The organism is Streptomyces sp. NPDC032126, assembly GCF_055580085.1.
Genome location: NZ_JBVIMA010000005.1, coordinates 579,175 through 599,123, shown reverse-complemented (window position 1 = coordinate 599,123; position 19,949 = coordinate 579,175). Strand labels below are relative to the sequence as shown.

Annotated in this window: 20 protein-coding genes; 8 read left to right on the top strand and 12 right to left on the bottom strand. The window is 73.7% G+C overall.

Annotation, left to right across the window (positions count from 1 at the left end):
- Nucleotides 1–3 precede the first annotated feature (3 nt).
- Genes ACZ5NW_RS22115 through ACZ5NW_RS22105 form a run of 3 tightly spaced genes read right to left on the bottom strand, consistent with a single transcriptional unit; the run spans nt 4 to nt 4,465 of the window.
- The gene (locus tag ACZ5NW_RS22115; protein WP_468745580.1) at nt 4–990 is read right to left on the bottom strand and encodes an AAA family ATPase; all 987 of its coding nucleotides are present in this window, start codon (nt 988–990) and stop codon (nt 4–6) included.
- Nucleotides 990–3,308 (bottom strand): VMAP-C domain-containing protein, encoded by a 2,319-nt coding sequence (locus ACZ5NW_RS22110; RefSeq protein ID WP_468745579.1) that lies wholly within the window; start codon nt 3,306–3,308, stop codon nt 990–992. The genes ACZ5NW_RS22115 and ACZ5NW_RS22110 overlap by 1 nt, the downstream gene beginning before the upstream one ends.
- A complete protein-coding gene (locus ACZ5NW_RS22105; RefSeq protein WP_468745578.1) occupies nt 3,296–4,465 on the bottom strand; it encodes a lipase family protein in 1,170 nt (389 codons plus the stop codon). Before ACZ5NW_RS22105 ends, ACZ5NW_RS22110 begins: the two co-directional genes overlap by 13 nt.
- Before the next feature lie 165 nt (nt 4,466–4,630).
- Here ACZ5NW_RS22105 and ACZ5NW_RS22100 point away from each other — a divergent pair, with 165 nt between their 5' ends.
- Complete coding sequence (locus tag ACZ5NW_RS22100) at nt 4,631–5,440, top strand: alpha/beta fold hydrolase (RefSeq protein WP_468745577.1); 810 nt, start codon at nt 4,631–4,633, stop codon at nt 5,438–5,440.
- Nucleotides 5,441–5,461: 21 nt separating this feature from the next.
- Here ACZ5NW_RS22100 and ACZ5NW_RS22095 read toward each other — a convergent pair whose 3' ends face one another.
- Complete coding sequence (locus ACZ5NW_RS22095) at nt 5,462–6,241, bottom strand: DeoR/GlpR family DNA-binding transcription regulator (protein ID WP_468745576.1); 780 nt, start codon at nt 6,239–6,241, stop codon at nt 5,462–5,464.
- Between the two features lie 140 nt (nt 6,242–6,381).
- On the opposite strand from ACZ5NW_RS22095, the gene ACZ5NW_RS22090 reads away from it, so the two are divergent.
- Together ACZ5NW_RS22090 and ACZ5NW_RS22085 are read left to right on the top strand one after the other, a co-directional pair.
- Nucleotides 6,382–7,263, top strand: a complete 882-nt coding sequence (locus ACZ5NW_RS22090) for an SIS domain-containing protein (RefSeq protein WP_468745575.1) — start codon at nt 6,382–6,384, stop codon at nt 7,261–7,263.
- A 72-nt stretch (nt 7,264–7,335) separates the two neighbouring features.
- Nucleotides 7,336–8,175, top strand: coding sequence for a class II fructose-bisphosphate aldolase (locus tag ACZ5NW_RS22085; RefSeq protein ID WP_468745574.1), 840 nt, complete (start codon nt 7,336–7,338; stop codon nt 8,173–8,175).
- Here the strand turns inward: ACZ5NW_RS22085 and ACZ5NW_RS22080 are convergent.
- Nucleotides 8,162–9,298 (bottom strand): methyltransferase, encoded by a 1,137-nt coding sequence (locus ACZ5NW_RS22080; protein ID WP_468745649.1) that lies wholly within the window; start codon nt 9,296–9,298, stop codon nt 8,162–8,164. The genes ACZ5NW_RS22085 and ACZ5NW_RS22080 overlap by 14 nt on opposite strands.
- Nucleotides 9,299–9,373: 75 nt before the next feature.
- On the opposite strand from ACZ5NW_RS22080, the gene ACZ5NW_RS22075 reads away from it, so the two are divergent.
- Together ACZ5NW_RS22075 and ACZ5NW_RS22070 are read left to right on the top strand one after the other, a co-directional pair.
- The gene (locus tag ACZ5NW_RS22075) at nt 9,374–10,069 is read left to right on the top strand and encodes an alpha-ketoglutarate-dependent dioxygenase AlkB family protein (protein ID WP_468745573.1); all 696 of its coding nucleotides are present in this window, start codon (nt 9,374–9,376) and stop codon (nt 10,067–10,069) included.
- Nucleotides 10,066–11,310, top strand: coding sequence for an ROK family protein (locus ACZ5NW_RS22070; RefSeq protein WP_468745572.1), 1,245 nt, complete (start codon nt 10,066–10,068; stop codon nt 11,308–11,310). The genes ACZ5NW_RS22075 and ACZ5NW_RS22070 overlap by 4 nt, the downstream gene beginning before the upstream one ends.
- 7 nt (nt 11,311–11,317) lie before the next feature.
- On the opposite strand, the gene ACZ5NW_RS22065 is transcribed toward ACZ5NW_RS22070, so the two are convergent.
- From ACZ5NW_RS22065 to ACZ5NW_RS22040, 6 genes are all read right to left on the bottom strand, one after another.
- A complete protein-coding gene (locus ACZ5NW_RS22065; RefSeq protein ID WP_468745571.1) occupies nt 11,318–12,085 on the bottom strand; it encodes an SDR family NAD(P)-dependent oxidoreductase in 768 nt (255 codons plus the stop codon).
- 103 nt (nt 12,086–12,188) lie between these two features.
- The gene (locus ACZ5NW_RS22060; protein WP_468745570.1) at nt 12,189–12,773 is read right to left on the bottom strand and encodes a TetR/AcrR family transcriptional regulator; all 585 of its coding nucleotides are present in this window, start codon (nt 12,771–12,773) and stop codon (nt 12,189–12,191) included.
- Between the two features lie 32 nt (nt 12,774–12,805).
- Nucleotides 12,806–12,994 carry a DUF1272 domain-containing protein gene (locus ACZ5NW_RS22055; protein ID WP_468745569.1) on the bottom strand — a complete coding sequence of 63 codons (189 nt, stop codon included), beginning with the start codon at nt 12,992–12,994 and terminating at the stop codon, nt 12,806–12,808.
- Between the two features lie 102 nt (nt 12,995–13,096).
- A complete protein-coding gene (locus tag ACZ5NW_RS22050; protein ID WP_468745568.1) occupies nt 13,097–14,005 on the bottom strand; it encodes a phosphotriesterase family protein in 909 nt (302 codons plus the stop codon).
- Complete coding sequence (locus tag ACZ5NW_RS22045; RefSeq protein WP_468745567.1) at nt 14,002–14,586, bottom strand: DUF4865 family protein; 585 nt, start codon at nt 14,584–14,586, stop codon at nt 14,002–14,004. Before ACZ5NW_RS22045 ends, ACZ5NW_RS22050 begins: the two co-directional genes overlap by 4 nt.
- A gap of 15 nt (nt 14,587–14,601) precedes the next feature.
- Nucleotides 14,602–15,171, bottom strand: a complete 570-nt coding sequence (locus ACZ5NW_RS22040) for a TetR/AcrR family transcriptional regulator (RefSeq protein ID WP_468745566.1) — start codon at nt 15,169–15,171, stop codon at nt 14,602–14,604.
- A 178-nt stretch (nt 15,172–15,349) separates the two neighbouring features.
- Here ACZ5NW_RS22040 and ACZ5NW_RS22035 point away from each other — a divergent pair, with 178 nt between their 5' ends.
- The 3 genes from ACZ5NW_RS22035 to ACZ5NW_RS22025 are packed head-to-tail and all read left to right on the top strand — an operon-like array spanning nt 15,350 to nt 18,962.
- Nucleotides 15,350–15,640, top strand: coding sequence for an SHOCT domain-containing protein (locus ACZ5NW_RS22035; protein ID WP_468745565.1), 291 nt, complete (start codon nt 15,350–15,352; stop codon nt 15,638–15,640).
- A complete protein-coding gene (locus tag ACZ5NW_RS22030) occupies nt 15,637–16,395 on the top strand; it encodes an ABC transporter ATP-binding protein (RefSeq protein ID WP_468745564.1) in 759 nt (252 codons plus the stop codon). Before ACZ5NW_RS22035 ends, ACZ5NW_RS22030 begins: the two co-directional genes overlap by 4 nt.
- Nucleotides 16,392–18,962: an ABC transporter permease gene (locus ACZ5NW_RS22025; protein ID WP_468745563.1), complete on the top strand. Its 2,571-nt coding sequence runs from the start codon at nt 16,392–16,394 to the stop codon at nt 18,960–18,962. Before ACZ5NW_RS22030 ends, ACZ5NW_RS22025 begins: the two co-directional genes overlap by 4 nt.
- Nucleotides 18,963–19,100: 138 nt before the next feature.
- Here the strand turns inward: ACZ5NW_RS22025 and ACZ5NW_RS22020 are convergent, their stop codons facing one another.
- Entirely contained in the window at nt 19,101–19,697 is a 597-nt protein-coding gene (locus tag ACZ5NW_RS22020) for an ATP-binding protein (RefSeq protein WP_468745562.1), read from the bottom strand.
- Nucleotides 19,698–19,949: the final 252 nt, after the last annotated feature.

Genomic DNA, 19,949 nt, shown 5'->3' with positions numbered 1-19,949 from the left:
GGCTCAGTTCCCCGGATTGAGCTGGTGCAGCACCGCCTGGAGCAGCCCCCTGGCGTCGAGCGGGGCACCTCCCTGCCGCAGGAAGACGGCGTTGAGGAGCTGGTCGGTGGCGAGTTCCTTCAGGTCGCGCTGGTCGAGGAACGTCTCGACGAGGTCCGTCACGCCCTCCAGGACATCCGCGCCGAGATGGCTGGTGATGATCTTCTCCAGCTGTTCGCGCCGCGGGTCGGACAGATGCAGCGGCAGACAGCGGCGCCGGAACGCGGGCGGGAAGTCGCGCTCGCCGTTGCTGGTGATGACGACCACCGGGAACTGGGTGCACCGCACGAACCCGCGCCGCACGGTGACCCGTTCGCCCCGGTCCGCCGTGAACACCTCGACCTCGGCCTGGGTCTCGGGCAGCCGCGACAGCTCGGGGATCTCGAAGGCGCCCTCCTCGAACACGGTGAGGAGGTCGTTGGGCAGGTCCACGTCCCCCTTGTCGAGTTCGTCGACGAGGAGCACCCGGGGCCGGTCGGCCGGGACGAGCGCCGTCCCCAGCGGGCCGAGACGGACGTAGTTGCCGATGCCGGGTGCCACCTGCCCGTCGGCGCCGGGCAGGCTGCCCTCCTGGAGGCGGCCGATGGCGTCGTAGCGGTAGAGCGCGTCCTGGAGGGTGGAGCGGCTGTTGACCGGCCAGCGCAGCACCTCGCCCAGATCCAGCTCATGGGCGACGGCCTCGGCCAGCGACGTCTTGCCGACGCCGGGATGGCCGGTGACCAGCAGCGGGCGGCGCAGATGGAGGGCGGCGTTGACCACGTCGACCTGCTCCGCGTCGATCACGTACCGGGGGCGGCGCGGCTCCTGCGCCGCCGGGTCCTGCCCCTCCTGCGGTTCCTCGAAGCGGCGCCACGGGGGTGCCTCGGGGATCTCCGGGGTGCGCCGCTCTCCGTCGCCCCGGAAGATCCTCCACTCGGGGCGGTCCGCGTCGGCTCCCGTCGGGCTGGCCATCAGCAACTCGTTTCTTCCTCGGAGACGGTCGGTCGGGTCATCAGCCACACCGGGGGCAGCGGCCGGTCGTGGTCCTCCAGAAGCAGCGCCGGCCGTACGGGGTGCCGCACGGGGTCGGCCTGCGCCCTGGCCCAGTGGGCGCGGACGCGTTCGGGCAGCCCGTCCACGTCGGCCTCGGGCAGGATCGGGTCGAAGTCGGTCCGGGCGGGGGAGCGCGAGTCCTCGCTGTCCCAGATGACGACGGGATAGCCGGCCACCAGGGCCGTCCGCACCAGCGCGGCTCCGGCCCGCCGCCCGGAGCGCACGAGCACCCGGGCCGCGTCCAGGTCGGTCTTGAGGAGGGCGTAGGCGCGGGTGGCCCGGGGATCCTCGGCGGCGTGCGTCGCGTCGAGGTAGACGACACCGCTCAGGGAACGGCCCGCCCACCGCCGCTTGAGGGAGGCGCGGCGCCGGTTCTCCCGCGCGGGGGACACCATGGGCGCGCAGCGCAGCGCGATCCGCTGCTCCACGCCCAGCATCAGGGGCTCGTCGTCGGGATCGCCGCCGTCCCACGCCTGGACCAGGACGTCGAGCACGTCGTCCTGCTGGAGCACGATCTCCACGAACGGCGGCGCGGTGTCCTCGGCGGTGCGTGACAGCACGGCCCGCTCGATGAGCCGGACCGCCTGGGCGGGGGTCAGCGGCCGTCCGTTGTCCGGGTCGGCGAACTGGGCGAGCTGCCCCGCTCCCGCGTCGACCCACACCACGCACCGGTAGGTGCCGCGGGAGTCCTCGGCGTAGATCTGGACCACGATCCGCGCGGCACCCTCCGAGCGGCTCAGCACCTCGGCCCAGTCGGCGGCCCGGTCGCGGGTGAACTCCAGCTCGGCGCCCGCCACGCCCAGCCGCCCGGCGACCCTGGCGCTCCACTTGTCCAGCTTGCGGCGCAGGGCGGGGCCCGGGGCGCCGGGTCCGGCGTACGCGGCGAGGTGGAGGACGAAGGCCACGACCGCCGGCACCCTGATCCGGTCGTCCGTCAGTCCGACACCGCCCTGGTAGGCCTCGAGCCGGCCCACGTGCGCCATGAGCCGGGACGCGGTGAGCGGCCCGTCCGCCACCACCGTCTCGCGCAGCGCGGTCACGGCGGCCTGTGTGATCGCGTTCACGGCGGCGGCCGACAGGGGCGGCGCGTCGTCGAGCAGCGCCCGCAGATCCGTGTCCTCGCGCGTGGACAGCAGCCCGGGCGCCCCATGGGCCCGGGCCAGGGCGAGGAACACGGAGGCGGCCCGGGCGCGCCCGGCCAGGCCGAGGGTCTCGACGAAGTCCGCCATCGCGCGGGGTGTGCCCAGCAGGATCCGCGCGAGCCGCTCCTCCGCGCCCCGCCCGGGCGCCCGGGGCCCGCCGGGGCCGTCGGTGAACCGGCACAGATACGCGGCCACGGTGCCGTCGTCCTTGGCGAGCACCTTGCGCAGCGCCCGGGCGACCATGTCCACCGCCAGGACGTTCACGCGCGCGTAGGTCGTGCTGAACTCCTGGGCGCCGTCGAGCGAGCGGGAGTAGTACGACGTCGGCGTCTGCCGGGGGCCACCGGCCTCGTGCCGGGCCTGGAAACCGGAGCGCACGGCGTGCTCCAACGCGGGCAGGTCGGGGTGCAGATGGGGAGCGTGCTCCTCCAGCCAGTCGAGGACGGCGTCCGAGAACAGGCCGGTGCCCGCCGCCAGGTCGTGCTCGGCCTCCTGGCCGTCACCGGCCGCGTACAGCACGAACTGGTCCACGTCACGGCGGTCGCGGCGGGGGAAGGGCACGACCACCGGGGGATGGTCGAGCTGGTAGCCCTCCTCGAAGGCGGCACAGGCGTCGAAGAGGAGGACCTGCTGCTCGAAGCCCGGCAGATCGTCCCGGCTCAGCGCGGCCCGCAGGTCGTCGACGCCGACGCACAGCAGGTCCCCGGTGGCCGCGTCGGGGGTGAACAGCAGCCGGCTGCCGGTGTCCTTGCCGAGGACGCCGTGGCCGCCCCAGTAGACGTACAGCAGGCGGCCCGAGACGGTGACCAGCTCGTCGACGAACACCGAGCGGATACCGCCCGCGTCGTCGACGGCCCGCCAGTCGAGGCCCGCCGCCTCGGCCTCGGCGGCGAGCCCGGCCGCGTCGGCGTCCGCCGCCGACAGCAGCAGCGTGATGTTCTCCCGGGGCACGCCGCCCGTACGCAGCCAGCGCGCGAAGCGCAGCGCGTTGCCCGCCGCGCCGGGCAGGCTCATCTCGGCGGCCTTGGGAAAGTGCTCCAGTCCGATGACGACCGCGTGGATGTCCTTCGGGTCGACCTGGTTCAGCCCAGCCATGCGCCGACGGCGTCCCATACCTCGGGGGTGGACCAGTAGGCGCTGTGCGCGAGGGGGAAGGGCTGGCCGCTGGACACCTCCACGTCGTGGGCGCGCCCCGGGAACACGTCCGCCGCCCGGTAGGCCAGCAGGTCCCACCGGTCGTAGATGTTCAGCCAGGCCGGGAAGTGTGCGGGCAGGGGCCCCGGATGCTCCGCGGCGGTGAGGGCGCCGCACTCGTAGAGGAACGGGGCCTGGGAGCCGATGGTGATCAACTGGTCGACACGGTCGAGCCGTTCGATTCCGAGCAGGTCGGCGCAGGCGACTCCGCCGAGGCTGTGGGCGAGCAGGGTGATTCGGTCGCCCGGGGTGTGCTCGACGGTCCGCCGGATCAGCTGTCTGATGCCGTCGCCGCGTGCCTGGTAGCGCACGATGTCCCCGACCTGCGCCAGGATCCCGTCGGTGAGGGAGCCACGGCGCTTCACCAACTGGCGCGTCATCGCCCGTAGAGCCGACGCCTTCATCGCCTCCGCCATCTTGCCCGTCAACCCCCGGCTCTCACCGAACAGTTCGGCACTGAGGTTGGCGAGTAGGCCGTCCCGCTCGGTTCCGCTGACGGCGTTCGCGCCGTGGTCGTGCGCCGCGCCGAGGGTGGCCGCGACGACGGCCCGGGCGACCGCGTGCCGGTGCTGATAGCCGTTGGGGTCGACCGTCGCCGCGGCGGAGCGCAGCTCCGGGGAGGCCGCCACAGTGCGCAGCGCCTCCTCGAACTCGGGCCGCAGGCCGAGCCGTTCGACCCGGCTGAGCAGATACGGCGACGGCTGGAACTCCCGGATGTCGAGGAGGAATTGCCTGGCGGGGGCGACTCCGCGCACCATCCCCGGCGTAGGGGCGCGGCGCAGCCCCAGCAGCCGTAACTCATACCCCGGATCGTCGTGGAGGACGGCCCATTCGGCGATGGACGTATCCTGTTCGCGGCCGCCGCCGGACGCCGTGTAGCCGGGGACCGAGGCACCGTGATGGGTGAACGCGGCGCCCTCGGCCGGTCCCCAGAGGCAGCCGCGGACCTCCCAGCCGGGGCGCAGTCGGCCGAGTTCCGCGCGCACGGTGGAGAACGTCGACCGGTACGACGCCTCACGCACCCCGGTGCCGTGCACGAAGACGACGGATCGCTTCACGTGCCCCCCTGTTCCCCGGGCCGCACCGCTGACGTCCCGTTCCGGCCCGGCCACGATCGTAGCGAGTCGGCGAGCGCCGCGGAGGGCGTACGGACCGTCCCGCGTGACCACCTGACTACGCTGGCTCTGCCTTCCGATCACCGAGAGAGGGGCCCGAGGACTGCCATGCCGAGCGCGGAGATCAACGGAATCCAGCTCCACTACGACGTCCGCGGCGACGGCGACCCCGTCGTCCTGGTCGCGGGCAGGGGCGCGAGCGGCCGCACCTGGCAGCTTCACCAGGTCCCCGCCCTGACGGCGGCGGGCCACCGGGTGGTCACCTTCGACAACCGGGGCATACCGCCGACCGACGAGTGCCCCGAGGGATTCACCGTCGACGACCTCGTCGCGGACACCGCCGGCCTCATCGAACACCTCGGCCTCGGCCCGTGCCGGGTCGTCGGAACCTCGATGGGGGCCTACGTCGTCCAGGAACTGATGCTGGCCCGGCCCGAGTTGGTGCACCAAGGCGTGCTGATGGCCACCCGTGGCCGTACGGACACCATGGAGGCCGCCCGCGGCGAGGCCCACCGCGCCCTGCTCGACGCGGGATTGACGCTCCCGCCCTCCTACTCGGCCTGGGTGCGGGCGCTGTTGAACCTCTCCCCGGCCACCCGGGAGGACGAACGGCGGCTGCGGGACTGGCTGGACATCTTCCAGTTCGCGCCCGAACCCACCGGGCCCGGTGCCCGTGTCCAGGCGGGCCTCGCCGTGCCCGACGGACGCCTCGCGGCCTATCGGGCGATCGATGTGCCCTGCCTGGTGATCGGCTTCACCGACGACGCCGTCCTGCCCGCGCGCCTCGGCCGCGAGGTCGCCGAGGCCATCCCCTCGGCGGTCTACCGGGAGATCGAGGACTGCGGCCACTTCGGCTATCTGGAGCGCCCGGACGCCGTGAACCGCGTCCTCCTGGACTTCTTCCGCACGGCGGCGTGACGACGCGCGTGCCGAAGGGGCTCACGCCACGACGACCCGGATCCCCGCCTCCTCGAAACGCCGCACGGCCTCCTCGTCGGCCGCCGCGTCCGTGACCAGCGTGTCCACCGCGTCGGCCGCGCAGATCCGGGCGAACGCCCGGCGCCCCAGCTTGCTGGAGTCGGCCGCGACCACGACCCGCTCGGCGCGCTCGCACAGCATGCGGTCGACCGCCGCCTCCGCCTCGTCGTGCGCGGCGGCGCCGTGCACGACGTCGAAGGCGACCACCCCGAGCACGGCCACGTCGAGCGTGATCTGCCCCAGCACCCCGTCCGCCAGGGGCCCCACCAGCTCGTACGACTGCGCGCGTGCCACCCCGCCCGTCACCACGATCTTGAACTGGGGGCGTACCGCCAGCTCGTTGGCGATGTTGAGGGCGTTGGTGACGACGGTGAGCGCCGGTGAGCCCGTGCCGAGATCGCCCCGCACGGCCAGGGCGCGGGCGACCTCGGTGGTGGTCGTGCCGCCGGTCAGGCCGACCGCCTCACCGGGTGCGATCAGCTCGGCCACCGCCTTCGCGATCCGCTGTTTCTCCGAGGCGCGGCGGGCCGTCTTGTAGCGCAGCGGCAGTTCGTAGGACACCCCGTGCACCACCGCGCCGCCCCGGGTGCGCACCAGCATCTGCTGCTCGGCGAGCTGGTCGAGGTCGCGCCGGATCGTCGCCGCCGACACCGCCAGCTCGGCGGCCGCCTCCTCGACGTCCAGCCGGCCGCGCTCCACGAGCAGCTCCAGCAGCGCCTTCCACCGGGCGTCCCGCGACATCGACGACCTCCGTTCCGCGTCCTGCGGCGACCCTATCCTCGTCCGTCCTGATGCTTGAAGTTGCGTGAAAGGCGGGCCTATCGTGCAAGAACAAGCATGACAGCTCAGGGAACGTCGAGTCCCCGCCGGGAGGGTGCGTCGTGACGTATGCCGAGGACGAGCTGAGGAGCCAGCCCGAGTGCTGGATCCGGGCCGCGACGGAGGCGCGGCGCCGGGCGCGGGAGCTGCCGGCGCCCGGCGAGCGGGTCGCGATCGTCGGATGCGGCACCTCCTTCTTCATGGCCCAGGCCGCGGCCGCCCTGCGCGAGACCTCCGGCCAGGGGGAGACGGACGCGTTCGCCGCGTCCGAGTTCCCGCACGGCCGGGCCTACGACCGGGTCGTCGCCCTCAGCCGCTCCGGCACCACCACCGAGGTGCTCGACCTGCTGACGCGCCTGCGCGGCCGCGCCCGCACCACCGCGATCACCGCCGATCCGCACACCCCCGTCATGACGGCCGCCGACGACGTCGTCGTCCTCGACCACGCCGACGAGCGCTCCGTCGTCCAGACCCGGTTCGCGACCAGCGCGCTCACCCTGCTGCGCGCCCACCTCGGCCTGCACACCGACGCCGTCGTCGCCGACGCCCGCACCGCCCTCGCGGCCGATCTGCCCGAAGGGCTCGTGGAGTGCGGGCAGTTCACCTTTCTGGGGCGCGGGTGGACGGTGGGTCTGGCGAGCGAGGCCGCGCTGAAGATGCGCGAGGCGTCCCTCGCCTGGGCCGAGGCGTACCCCGCGATGGAGTACCGGCACGGCCCCATCGCCGTCACCACCGGCGGCACGGCGACCTGGATGTTCGGGGAGGCGCCCGACGGACTGGCCGAACAGGTCGGCGCGACCGGCGGGTTGTGGATCCCCGGCACCCTGGACCCCCTCGCCGAACTGGTCCTCGCCCAACGGCTGGCCGTCACCGTCGCCGCGGCCCGCGGCCTGAACCCCGACCGCCCCCGCCACCTCACCCGCTCGGTGATCCTCGCCCCGTGATCGCCGCCTGGCACGTCCTTGCCTCCCAAGCCCCTTGTATCCGAAGGCCCTTGATCCTCCCGAGGAGCAGCCGTGCCGCTCGTCACCACCGGTGGGCTGGTCGCCCGCGCCGCCCGGGTCCGTGGGGCCGTCGCCGCGTTCAACGTCGTCACCCTGGAGCATGTCGAGGCCGTCATCGCCGGCGCCGAGTCCGTCGGAGCGCCCGTCGTCCTCCAGGTCAGCGAGAACGCCGTGAAGTACCGCTACGGCCGGGTCCTCCCGCTCGCCCGCGCCGCGGCCGCCGCGGCCGAACGGGCCGGGGTTCCCGTCGCGCTGCACCTCGACCACGTCCAGAGCGACCACCTGCTGCGCCAGGCCCCCGGCGCCGGATTCAGCTCGGTGATGTACGACGCCTCCCGGCTGCCCTATCAGGAGAACCTCGCCGCGACCCGGGCCGCCGCCGACTGGGCCCACGCCCAAGGGATGTGGATCGAGGCGGAGTTGGGTGAGATCGGCGGCAAGCCGGACGCCCACGCCCCCGGCGCCCACACCCACCCCGGGGAGGCCCGCGCCTTCGTCACCGACTCCGGGGTGGACGCCCTGGCCGTCGCCATCGGCAGCGTCCACGCGATGACCACCCGCACCGCGTCCCTCGACCACGACCTGCTGAAGCGGCTCGACGCCGTCCTGGACGTTCCCCTCGTCCTGCACGGTTCCTCGGGCGTGCCGGACGCCGAGCTGACGGCGGCGGTCGCCGGCGGCATCGCCAAGGTCAACATCGGCACCGCGCTCAACGTCGCCCTGACCCGCGCCGTCCGGGAGCACCTCGCCGCCCACCCCGAGGCGGTCGACTCCCGCAGCTATCTGAGCGTGGGACGAGAGGCGATGGCCCGCGAGGTGGCCCGCATTGCCAGGGTGCTCACCCCCGCTTGACGGCCTTGAGCACCACGAACTTCGGGTCGCCGGCGATCAGTTCGCTGTTCCCGAACAGCCGCCGCAGCTTCACGTGGTACCCCAGGTGACGGTTGCCGACCACCCACAGCTCGCCGCCCGGCCGCAGCGCCCGGCGCGCCCCGCTGAACATGCGCCACGCCGTCGCGTCCGTCGTGGCCTGGTGGGAGTGGAACGGCGGATTGTTCAGCACGAGGTCCACGCTGCCGGCCGCCACGCCCGCCAGCCCGTCCCCGACCCGGAACTCGGCGTGCCCCGGCACCCCGTTGGCCTTGTACGTCGCCTCCGCCGAGGCCACCGCCTGGAACGACTCGTCGATGAACAGCACCTCGGCCTCGGGGTTGGCCAGCGCCACCGCCGTCCCCACGACCCCGTTGCCGCACCCCAGGTCCACCACCCGCCGGTTGCCCCGCGTAGGAGGCAGATGGCCGAGGAAGAACCGGGTCCCGATGTCGAGCCGTTCGGCGCAGAACACGCCCGCGTGGTTGACGACCGGATGCCCGGACAGGTCACCCAGGCCGCCCGGAAGGTCGTAGCGATGCGGCCAGGGGTTGCCGGGGCGGGTGAGCGACGGATCCGGGGTGGTGAAGATCAGCCGTGCCTTCTGCTGTGCGAGCGAGGTGCGGGTCGGGCCGATGATCCGCTCGAACAGCTGGAGCGTCGAGGTGTGGATCTCCTTCACCATGCCGGCGCCGATCACGACCGTGCCCGCGTGCAGCGCCGGCGCCAGCCGCAGCAGCTGGTCCTCCAGGAGCGCCAGGCTCTTCGGCACCCGCACCAGCAGCACGTCGATCCGCCCGGGCGGCGGATCCTGCGTGGTCAGCAGCTGGACCGTGCCGGTCGCGACACCGGCGCGCACGAGGTTCGCGCGGGTCGCCTCCTGGCCGAGGTGGGAGTCGGTGATCTGCGTCGGCCCGTGCGCCGCGAGCGCCGTGACCAGCGCGCCCCACCGGTCGCCGAGCACCACGACCGTGCCCGACAGCGGAACGTCCTGGTCGGCCAGGTGCCGCAGCAGATAGGCGTCGGCGGCGTCCCAGGCGCGCAGCCGGTCGCGCGGATCCTCGGGGAAGCGGGCCAGGTCGAACTCGCCCCACGGCATCGTCATACGGTCGTTCATCGTGCTCAAGGCTAGCCCCTCCGCAGCTCAGGGACGGTGGGGGAGGTGCGCGAGGATGGAGTCATGGACGCCGAGCTGTTTCCCCGGGGGCGTACGGAGGTCGCGCCGGGCGCGGTGCACGTGCCCGACTGGCTGGATCCGGCGCGCCAGCGCGAGCTGCTGACCGCCTGCCGCGCCTGGGCGCGCCCACCGGCCGGACTGCGCACCGTGCGCACCCCGGGCGGCGGCACCATGACCGCCCGCCAGGTCTGCCTCGGCTGGCACTGGTACCCCTACGCCTACGCCCGCACGGTCGTCGACGGCGACGGCTCCCCGGTGAAGCCCTTCCCGGCCTGGCTCGACGATCTCGCCCGCCGCGCGGTGACCGACGCGCTCGGGCCCCGGGCGGCCGGCCAGGCGCCGTACGACATCGCGCTGATCAACTTCTACGACGGTGACGCGCGCATGGGCATGCACCGCGACGCCGACGAGTCCTGCGACGCGCCGGTCGTCTCCCTGAGCCTCGGCGACAGCTGCGTCTTCCGCTTCGGCAACACCGAGACCCGCACCCGGCCCTACACGGACGTCGAGCTGCGCAGCGGCGACCTGTTCGTCTTCGGCGGTCCCTCGCGGCTCGCCTACCACGGGGTGCCCCGGGTGCGGCCGGGCACCGCCCCGGACGGGCTGGGGCTGACCGGGCGGCTGAACATCACCCTGCGGGTCAGCGGCCTGACCGGCGGCGACGCCGTCGAGCGGATCATGGGAGACTCGCCCTCATGAGCGGCAAGGCGGACCCCCGGCCGGCGGGGGAAGGGACGACGTCGAAGACGCGGCTGGACCGGGGGCGCGGCGCGCTCGGTCCCGCGTTGGAGCTCGTGCACACCGGGCGGGCGCCCACCCGCGCCGTCCTCACCGCCGAACTCGGCGTCACCCGCGCCACGGCCGGCGCGGTCGCCGCCGAACTGGAGGCGCTCGGCCTGATCCGGGTCGACGCCCGCCCCGGCGCGGCCGCCGGTTCCCAGGGCCGGCCCTCGCACCGGCTCCAACTCGCCGACGACGGGCCCGTGGTCCTCGCCGCACAGGTCCATGCCGACGGGTACCGGGCCGCGTTGGTCGGCCTCGGCGGGCGGATCGTCGCCACCACGCCGAGCTGCGAGACCGTCGACGCCGACCCGGCCAAGGTGGTCGGCACCGTCGTCGACGCGGGCGCCGATCTGCTACGGGCCACCGGGCGCCGATGCGTCGGCGCCGGTCTCGCCGTCCCGTCCGCGGTCGCCGAACCCGAGGGCCTGGCCCTCAACCCGCTGCACCTGGCCTGGCCGGTGGGTGCGCCGGTCCGGGAGATCTTCGCCGAGCGGGTGCGCGCGGCCGGGGTGACCGGACCCGCGTTCGCCGGCAATGACGTCAATCTCGCCGCCCTCGCCGAACACCGGCACGGCGCCGGACGCGGCGCCCGCGATCTGCTGTGCGTGGCCACCGGGCACCGGGGCGTCGGCGGCGCGCTGGTGCTCGACGGGCGTCTGCACACGGGGAGTTCGGGCCTCGCCCTCGAAGTCGGACATCTCACGGTGAACCCCGAGGGCCGTCCCTGCCACTGCGGCAGCCGGGGCTGTCTCGACGTCGAGGCGGACCCGCTGGCCCTGCTCACCACGGCGGGCCGGGAGCCCGGCCCCGAGGGCTCCCTGCTCCAGCAGGCCAACCAGCTCATCCGCGAGGAGTCCGCCGACCCGGTCGTGCGCACCGCCGTCGAGGCCCTGATCGACCGGCTGGGCCTGGGCCTCGCCGGACTGGTGAACATCCTCAACCCGGACCGGATCATCCTCGGCGGACTGCACCGCACCCTGCTGGACGCGGACCCCGACCGGCTGCGGGCCGTCGTCGCCGACCGCAGCCTGTGGGGGCGCAGCGGGGGCGTGCCGATCCTGGCCTGCTCCCTCGACCACAACAGTCTCGTCGGCGCGGCGGAACTCGCCTGGCAGCCGGTCCTTGACGATCCGCTGGGGGCGCTGAGCGGCGTCTGAGCCCGGCTCAGAGGGACAGGCCGCCGTCGATCACCAGGTCGGTGCCGACGACGGAGCCCGCCTCGTCCGAGGCCAGGTAGAGCACGGCCCGCGCCACCTCGTCCGTCGACGAGACCCGCCCGAGCGGCGACTGCTCCTTCATCCGCACCGCCCGCTCCTCCTCCGTCTCACCGGGCCGCAGCGACATCGACGTGTCCGACGATCCGGGGCTCACGGCGTTGACGCGCACCCCGTCGCCGATGTGGTCCAGTGCCGCCCCACGGGTGAGCGCGGCGACGGCGGCCTTGCTCGCGCCGTAGGCGGCGAAGCCCGGCACCTGCCGGTGCGCGCCCACATTGGACGAGATGTTGACGATCGCGCCGCCGCCGGGCTGGGTGCGCATCTGCCGGATCTCGGCCCGCATGGCGAGGAAGACTCCGGTGACGTTGGTGTCCAGGACCGTCCGCCAGTCGTCCTCGTCCAGCTCCGCGACGGGCCGCCCCGCCCGCAGGACGCCCGCGTTGTTGACGGCGACGTCGAGCGAGCCGAAGCGCTCGACGGCCGCCCGCACGAGCCCGTCCACGTCCTCGGGCCGCGTCACGTCCGCCACCTGCGCGAACGCCGTGCCGCCCGCGGCCGTCACGAGTCCGACGGTCTCCTCCAGCGTCGCGCGGGTACGCCCGGCGACGACGACCCGGGCCCCCTCGGCGGCGAAGGCCAGCGCGAGGGCGCGCCCGATACCGGAGCCGGCACCGGTGACGAGGGCGGTGCGACCGGCGAAACGAGAGTTCGACATGAAGGTGATTCCCCTTCTGGGGTAGGGAGTGGCGCATTCGCATAACAGAACGGTCGGTCAAGAAAGAAGTGCCGAAAAAGCCGCCCCGGGTGGAGCGGGTCGATCAGTCGAGCAAGGCGAGCGCCTGTTCCGCCGCGTCCCGTGCTCGCGCCGGATCCGGGGACGCCTTGCCGACCACCCGCAGCCCCTGCAGCAGCACCAGCAGCATCCGGGCCAGGGCCAGCGGATCGCGATCCGCTCCCAACTCACCCTGCTCCTGGGCGCGTACGAGGGCCGAGTGCAGCAGGGTCTCCAGGTGCTCCCAGCTGAGCTCGACGCGGCGGGCGGCCGCGCCGTCGTGCGGGGAGAGTTCGGCGGCCGTGTTGGTGACGAAGCACCCCCAGGTGCGGCGCGCCCCGTCAGTGGCCTCGGCGGCGAACCGCCGCACCACCGCCCGCACGGCCGGAAGCGCGGGCCCCGGCGCGGACAACTCCCGTACGAGGCGCGGATGACGCTCCTCGCCGTAGCGGTCCAGGGTCTTGAGATAGAGCTCGTGCTTGTTGCCGAAGGTGGCGTAGATGCTGGCCCGGCCGATCCCGAGATGCTCGACGAGATCGGCCATGGAGGTGGCCTCGTAGCCGCGCCGCCAGAACAGCTCCAGCGCTGCCCGCAGGGCGCCGTCCGGATCGAACTCCTTGGTCCTGGCCATGCTCGGACGCTAAGCCATACCAGAACGATCGGTCAAGAAGCGGCGGGTGTCCGTCGAGGTCTCGGCACCAGCTCGCCGCCGCAGTTGGGACAGATGTCCCGCATCTCCTCGCCGCAGGACACGCAGAAGGTGCACTCGTAGGAGCAGATCCGCGCCGGCCCGTCGGGCGGCAGAACGGTCGTCGTGCACCGCTCGCAGCGGTCGCGCATCTCCAGGGCCATGGGGTGTCACTCCTCGGTGTCGGGTTCCGGTGGCCATGCTGCCCTGCGCGCGCCCGCCCGTCAGCGCCCCCGCGGGCCGCGGACCGACATGATCGGGCCAGGTCAGCCCCACTCCACCGCGAACGCCCTGGCCGGATTCTCCGTCATCATGCGCCCCACCAGCTCCTCACCCACCTCCCGCGCCAGCCGTGGCAGCATCCGGCGCAGCAGGTACGGCATCCCGGGGCCGCCGTCGACCGAGCGGGCGGCGGCGGTCGTGGTGTCACCGCCGAGCAGCAGCCGGTCGGCGAAACCGGCCTCGGCGAGGGCCCGTACCGCGTCCGGCATCCGCCAGTCCGTGGCGTGATGCGAGCGTGACGGACCGTCAAAGGCCAGATAACAGCCCGCCTCCGCGACCTGCCGGTGCGCCACGATGTCCGGGGAGCGGTTGAGATGGCCCAGGATCACCCGCCCCGGCGGCACACCCAACTCGCCGCACAGCAGGTCGAGTACGTCCAGCGCGCCCGTGCCCAGCTCCAGGTGGACGGCGATCGGAGCGCCCGTCGCGTGATGGGCCTCGGCCGCGGCGGTCATCGTCCAGCGGGCGTGCGCGTCCAGGGTGTGGAACCCGCCCGCGACCTTGACGAGACCCGCGCGGACGCCCGACGTGCCGATACCGTCGAGGAGTTCGGAGACGAAGACCTGGGCCAGACCGCCGCGCAGTTCCTTGAGCAACTCCGGCGCGTAGTGGGCGGCTTGGTGCAGTCCGGTCGCGCAGACCACCTGCACCCCCGTCGCCCGGGACAGCAGCGGCAGATCCGCTGCCCGCCGCCCCATCCCGTACGGCGTCCACTGCACCACGCTCGCCCCGCCCGCCGCGCGGAACGCGGCCAGCTCGGCCCGCGCCGCGGACGCGTCGTCCAGTTCCTGGGCCGGGAGCTGCGGGCTGCGCAGGAAGAGATGGTCATGGGCGTCGCACACGCCCAGCTCCGCCGGGGCCACGTCCCCGAGAACCGTCCGGACCGCGCTCACCACTGCCGGCCCCGCGGCAGGTCGCCCCGCCCGGGCGCCGACACATGCAGCACCTCGTACACGTCGCCCTCGGCTCCGGGCGGCCGCTCGTCCCACAGGGAGAAGTGGACCAGCTCCCACGCGTGGGTGTCGACGACGGCCGCCGTCAGCACCGCCCCGTCCGTCGCGGCCAACCGCCGTGTCTCCTCCGCCGCGTCGTCCATCCACGCGGCCAACTCCACGCCCTCCGGCACCGGTTGACGTCGTCGTACGGCGAACGCGGCCGGGGAGCCGGCGGACGCCCCCTCCTCGTACGCCACGCCCGTCCACTGCCGCACCCGGGGTCGCCCGAAGTCGTCGACGGGTCGCTGGAAGGCGCCGCCCCAGAGGAAGCTGTTCATGCCCTCCATGGTGTTCCAGAGGTAGAACGGCCCGTACTGGTTCACCGGCGAGCCGTGCACCCCGCGCTCGCGCAGGATGTATGTCTTGACGCCGAGACCGGACCAGTCGTCCAGCAGATGCGCGACCCGGCCGACGCGGTCGCGGATCACGCCCATGTCGTAGTCGGCGGGCAGGGTGAACTCGTACTGCATGGCGTGCATGGACGGCGACTCCCGTCAGGATGCGGTGGGTTGAGGTGCCAGGAGGGCGAGCAGTCCGCGCACTCCCGCGTCGAAGGCGGCCGGGGAGCCCGACGCGCGCGCCAGGATGTATCCGCCCTGCACGGTCGCGACGATCGTCGCGGCGATCTCCTCGCCGTCCAGGCGGGGCCCGAACTGCCCCTGCTCCTTGCCCTCTTCGACGATCGCGGCGAGCCGCCCGCGCAGCCAGTCGATGGTCTCGTCGACCGGGGCGCGCAGCGCGTCGCTGGCGATCACGTCCGGGTCCATGGTCAGCCGTCCGACGGGGCAGCCGCGCAGCACGTCCCGCTCGCGGGTGAGGTACGCCGCGATCCGGTCGTACGGCGTGCCCGGCCCGTCGAGGACCGCGCCGGCGGCCGCCCGCATCTCTTGCGCCGTCCGCCGGATCGCGGCCAGCGCCAGATCGGGCTTGCCCTTGAAGTGGTGGTACATGCTGCCCTGCCCGGCGCCCGCCCGCTCCAGGATCGCCTTGGGGCTGGTGCCCACATAGCCGCGCTCCCAGAGCAGTTCCCGGGTGGACTCGATCAGTCGCTCGGACGTGCTCATGACCACACTGTACATACTAGTAGTTACAGAAGTCGAGCCCCGCCGGAAGCAGCCCGGAACCCCCGGCGTACTCCCCGTGGAGTACGCGCACTGCCGCTGGCCGTACGACGACCCGGACCCCTCCCCGGAGCCAGTCTCGAGGCATCACCGAACGAGACGTCCAGGGAGATGAATCGACATGCTGACCCTCGCGAACTGGGACGGCGGGCCCGGCCCGTGGATCCTGTTCTTCCCGCTGATCTGGGCCGCCGTCGTCGTCGGCGCCGTCACCCTGCTGCGCCGCACCGCGTGGCGCGGCCGCCGCGGCCCCTGGGGCCCGCCCGGCGACCGCCGCCCGGCCGGCGACTCGCCGATCGACGTCCTCGGCCGCCGGTTCGCCTCCGGTGAGATAGACGAGGACGAGTACTGGCGCCGGCTGTCCGTCCTCGACGAGCAGTTCGGACGCGCGGGCAAGGGCGGTGCGGCATGACGACCGCGACCACGGCCACGTCGACACGCACGGCCGCCCGGGTCGTCGACGCCGTCAAGGTGTACGGCAGCGGCGACACCGCCGTACGGGCCCTGGACGGGGTGACCCTCGGCTTCCCGGCCGGACGGTTCACCGCGATCATGGGCCCGTCGGGCTCCGGCAAGTCCACGCTCATGCACTGCGCGGCCGGACTGGACTCCCTCACCTCGGGCACCGCCTACATCGGCGACACCGAGCTGGGCGGCCTCGACGACCGCCGGCTCACCCTGCTGCGCCGCGACCGGATCGGCTTCGTGTTCCAGGCGTTCAACCTGGTGCCCACGCTGACCGTCGCCGAGAACATCAGGCTGCCCCTGGACCTCGCGGGCGAGAGCGGCGACCCGGAGTGGATCGACGCGCTCGTCGACGTCGTCGGACTGCGCGACCGGCTGCACCACCGGCCCTCGGAGCTCTCCGGGGGCCAGCAGCAGCGCGTCGCCGTGGCCCGCGCGTTCGCCGGCCGCCCCGACGTCGTCTTCGCCGACGAGCCCACCGGCAACCTCGACTCCCGCTCCGGGGGAGAGGTGCTCGGGCTGCTCGCCCGCGCCGTACGGCGGACCGACCGCACGGTCGTCATGGTCACCCACGACCCGGTGGCCGCGGCCCACGCCGACGAGGTGGTCTTCCTGGCCGACGGGCGCCTGGTCGACCGCATGGAGGCCCCGACCGCCGAGCGCGTCCTGGACCGCATGAAAGCCTTCGAGGTGCCGTCATGACCACGACGACCGCATCCGTCCGGCTGAGCCTCACCTCGCTGCGCGCCCACAAGCGGCGGTTCGCCGGGACCTTCCTCGCCGTCTTCCTCGGGGTGGCCTTCCTGGCCGGCACCCTCGTCATGGGCGACACCCTGCGCGCGAGCTTCGACTCCATGTTCGGCGACGCCACCGCCGGCACCGACGCCGTCGTGCGCAGCGCCGACGCCATCACCGCGCCGGGCCAGAGCCAGGGCGTACGGGAGCCCGTCGAGACCTCCCTGGTCACGTGGATCGAGGACGTCCCCGGTGTCGCGGCCGCCGCCCCCGACATCCGCGGCGCCGGCCAGCTCGTCGGCAGGAACGGCAAGCCCATCGGCGGCCAGGGCCCGCCCACCCTCGCCGGGAACTGGATCACCGACGAACAGCTGAACCCGTACCGGCTCGCGGACGGCCACGCCCCGCGCGCATCCGGCGAGGTCGTCGTCAACCGCGGCGCCGCGAAGAAGGGCCACCTCCGCATCGGCGACACCACCACCCTGCGCACCCCCGACCCCGTGCGCGTCACGATCGTCGGTCTCGCGACCTTCGGCGGCGAGGACGGCATGGGCCAGGTGACGTTCACCGGCATGACCCGCGCCGACGCCGAGAAGTACCTCACCGCCCGTCCCGGCCGGGCCGCGAGCATCGCCGTGCGGGCCGACTCCGGGGTGAGCCAGCGGGAACTGGTCGACCGGCTGACTCCCGTACTGCCCAAGGGAGTCGAGGCCATCACCGGCCAGGAGTCGGCGCAGGAGAACACCGACATGGTCTCCAGTCAGTTCCTGACCCTGTTCACCACGTTCCTGCTGGTGTTCTCCGGCATCGCCCTGCTGGTCGCCACCTTCTCCATCCACAACACCTTCGCGATCGTCGTCGCTCAACGCACCCGTGAGAACGCCCTGTTGCGGGCTCTGGGCGCCTCCCGCCGCCAGGTCACCGCGGCCACCCTCGTCGAGGCGACGATCGTCGCCGTGACCGCCTGCGCCGCCGGACTCGCGGGCGGCATCGGCATCGCGGCCGGGCTCCAGGCACTGTTCCCGGCCATCGGATTTCCCTTCCCCGACGGCGCGTTGGTGATCGGCCCGCTCTCCCTGCTGCTCCCGCCGGCCGTCGGCCTCGTGGTCTGTCTCGGTTCCGCGCTGCTGCCCGCCGTACGGGCCGGGCGCACCGCCCCGCTGGCCGCGCTGCGCGAGACGGCCGTCGACACCGCCGGCGCCTCCCGGACACGCGCCGTCACCGGCGCCGGAATGATCGCCCTCGCCGTGGCCGTCACGCTCACCGGCGTCCTCGTCGCGCCGTCGCTGTGGCTGGCCGGCTTCGGCGCCCTGCTGGCCCTGGCCGCCTTCGTCGTCCTCGGCCCGGTCGCCGTCGGCGTCGCCGTACGGATCCTCGGCGGCCCCCTCGACCGGCTGCGCGGCGTCACCGGCGGGCTTGCCCGGCGCAACGCCCTGCGCAGTCCGAAGCGGACGGCCGCCACCGCCGGGGCGCTGATGATCGGCGTCGCCGTGGTCTGCCTGTTCACGGTCTTCGGCGCCTCGCTCAAGGCCACCATGGACCAGACCGTCTCCCGGTCCTTCGCGGGCGATGTCGCCGTCAGCACCCCGTCCTTCGGCGCGGGCGGCAGCGGACTGAGCCCCCGTCTGGCCCCCGCGATCGACGCGCTGCCCGAGGTCGACACGGCCGTCGGACTCGGCCGGGGTGTCGCCGAAGTCGACGGCGAGGGACGGGCGTTGACCGTCACCGACCCGGTCGCCCTGGAACGCACCTTCGACCTCGGCACCGTCGACGGCTCCCTGCGGGCCCTCGGCACCGACGGCATCGCCATCACGAGGAAGGAGGCCGAACGGCGGCACCTCACCACCGGCGACCAGGCCGAACTCGCCTTCACCGACGGCGGGAAGCAGCGGTTCACGGTCCGCGCGGTCTACGGCCGGTCCGAACTCGCCGGCGACTACGTCATCACCCGAGCCGCCTGGGCCCCCCATCGCACCCAGGACACCGACAGCCTCGTCGCCGTCTCCTTCAAGGACGGCGTGAGCGCGGCGGACGGCAAGGCGGCCGTCGAACGGGTCGCCGCGCGGTACGGCAACCCCGATGTGCAGACCCGTGGTGAGTACGCGCGGTCCTCGGCCGCCGGCATCGACATGATGCTGACCCTCGTCTACGCGCTGCTCGCCCTCGCGGTGCTCATCGCGCTCCTCGGCATCGCCAACACCCTGACGCTCGCCATCCACGAACGCACCCGGGAACTGGGGCTGTTGCGGGCGGTCGGACAGACCCGGGGACAGCTGCGGGCCATGGTGCGCTGGGAGTCCGTCCTGGTTGCCGCGTTCGGCACGGCGGGCGGGCTGGCCCTCGGCGCCTTCCTCGGCTGGGTGCTGGTGCGGGCCTCCGACGGGGCGAGCGACAGCGCCTTCGCCTTCGCGGTGCCGCCCGTGCGGCTCGCCGTGGTCGCCCTGGTGGGGGTCACGGCCGGGGCCCTCGCGGGCCTGCGCCCGGCGCGGCGCGCGGCACGCCTGGACGTCCTGCGGGCCATCGCCACCGAGTGACGCGAGGCCATCGCCATCGCGTGGGGCGAGGCCGCCGGCACCGAGTGACGCGTGCGGCGCGGCCGTCGCCACCGCGTGGGGCGGAGCCATCGCCATCGCGTGGGGCGGGCCGTGCCCGGAGGGGGTCTCACCGCCCGGTCAGCCGACAACGGCGGACCGGGCGGGAGCATGGGCCGGAGTACGGACGTCGACGTGCTCGACGTGCTCGACGTCCGGGAACCGGAGCGGGCTGCGGTCCGCGACCGCGCGGAGCGGCGGCCGAGCGGCCCGACCGCGGACCGACGGAGCGGGCAGCGTGAACCAGACGACCTTGCCGGACTCGCCGTCCGGCCGCGCGCCCCAGCTCTCGCTGACCGCGGCCACCATGGCGAGCCCGCGCCCGCGGGTGGCGAGCGCCTCGACGTCCTGGAGGCCGTTCAGGCCCTTGAGGTCGAGCTGCTTCAGACCGTTGAGGTCCCCGAGGTCCTCGACCACCGGAAGGCGGGGATCGTGGTCGTGCACGGAGACGGTGAGCCGGTCGAGCAGCAGCTCCATCTCCACGGTGCATGTCTTGTCGGGCTGGGCGTGCCGGTGGACGTTGCTCAACAGCTCCGTCACACCGAGCGCGGCCCGGTCTATCAGAGGGTCCAGATGCCAGTAGCGCAACTGCGCCGATACGATTCTGCGGACCTGGCCGATCCGCGACGGCAGGGCTTGGAGCTCCACCGCGCAGTGCCTGCTTGGGTTGCTGATCACGGCTGCGACTCCCCGACGTGAGGTCCGGAAGAACACGGAGTTCGGATCGATCCAGCGGGCGTCTGCGCCAGGCGGCCGCCTGCTGTCAAGGCCGGCGGGCTGGTTCGCAGCGTTATCGCCGGTAAACCCAGAGTGACGTGAGAACAGCGTGGCGCAGGGTACGGGGAAGCGCAACTCGCGGGCCGGCTCCGCCGGTCGCCCACGCGGGCGCCGCCACCTGCGTCAGATACCGCCGACCGCGGGTGCGGCGCT

What these genes read in the sequence shown, in the direction of transcription:
- ACZ5NW_RS22040 (WP_468745566.1), bottom strand. Translation starts at nt 15,171, where the DNA reads ATGAGCACGTCCGAGCGACTGATCGAGTCCACCCGGGAACTGCTCTGG.
- ACZ5NW_RS22070 (WP_468745572.1), top strand. Translation starts at nt 10,066, where the DNA reads ATGAGCGGCAAGGCGGACCCCCGGCCGGCGGGGGAAGGGACGACGTCG.
- ACZ5NW_RS22110 (WP_468745579.1), bottom strand. Translation starts at nt 3,308, where the DNA reads ATGGCTGGGCTGAACCAGGTCGACCCGAAGGACATCCACGCGGTCGTC.
- ACZ5NW_RS22055 (WP_468745569.1), bottom strand. Translation starts at nt 12,994, where the DNA reads ATGGCCCTGGAGATGCGCGACCGCTGCGAGCGGTGCACGACGACCGTT.
- ACZ5NW_RS22035 (WP_468745565.1), top strand. Translation starts at nt 15,350, where the DNA reads ATGCTGACCCTCGCGAACTGGGACGGCGGGCCCGGCCCGTGGATCCTG.
- ACZ5NW_RS22030 (WP_468745564.1), top strand. Translation starts at nt 15,637, where the DNA reads ATGACGACCGCGACCACGGCCACGTCGACACGCACGGCCGCCCGGGTC.
- ACZ5NW_RS22095 (WP_468745576.1), bottom strand. Translation starts at nt 6,241, where the DNA reads ATGTCGCGGGACGCCCGGTGGAAGGCGCTGCTGGAGCTGCTCGTGGAG.
- ACZ5NW_RS22045 (WP_468745567.1), bottom strand. Translation starts at nt 14,586, where the DNA reads ATGCACGCCATGCAGTACGAGTTCACCCTGCCCGCCGACTACGACATG.
- ACZ5NW_RS22115 (WP_468745580.1), bottom strand. Translation starts at nt 990, where the DNA reads ATGGCCAGCCCGACGGGAGCCGACGCGGACCGCCCCGAGTGGAGGATC.
- ACZ5NW_RS22100 (WP_468745577.1), top strand. Translation starts at nt 4,631, where the DNA reads ATGCCGAGCGCGGAGATCAACGGAATCCAGCTCCACTACGACGTCCGC.
- ACZ5NW_RS22060 (WP_468745570.1), bottom strand. Translation starts at nt 12,773, where the DNA reads ATGGCCAGGACCAAGGAGTTCGATCCGGACGGCGCCCTGCGGGCAGCG.
- ACZ5NW_RS22080 (WP_468745649.1), bottom strand. Translation starts at nt 9,298, where the DNA reads ATGACGATGCCGTGGGGCGAGTTCGACCTGGCCCGCTTCCCCGAGGAT.
- ACZ5NW_RS22025 (WP_468745563.1), top strand. Translation starts at nt 16,392, where the DNA reads ATGACCACGACGACCGCATCCGTCCGGCTGAGCCTCACCTCGCTGCGC.
- ACZ5NW_RS22075 (WP_468745573.1), top strand. Translation starts at nt 9,374, where the DNA reads ATGGACGCCGAGCTGTTTCCCCGGGGGCGTACGGAGGTCGCGCCGGGC.
- ACZ5NW_RS22065 (WP_468745571.1), bottom strand. Translation starts at nt 12,085, where the DNA reads ATGTCGAACTCTCGTTTCGCCGGTCGCACCGCCCTCGTCACCGGTGCC.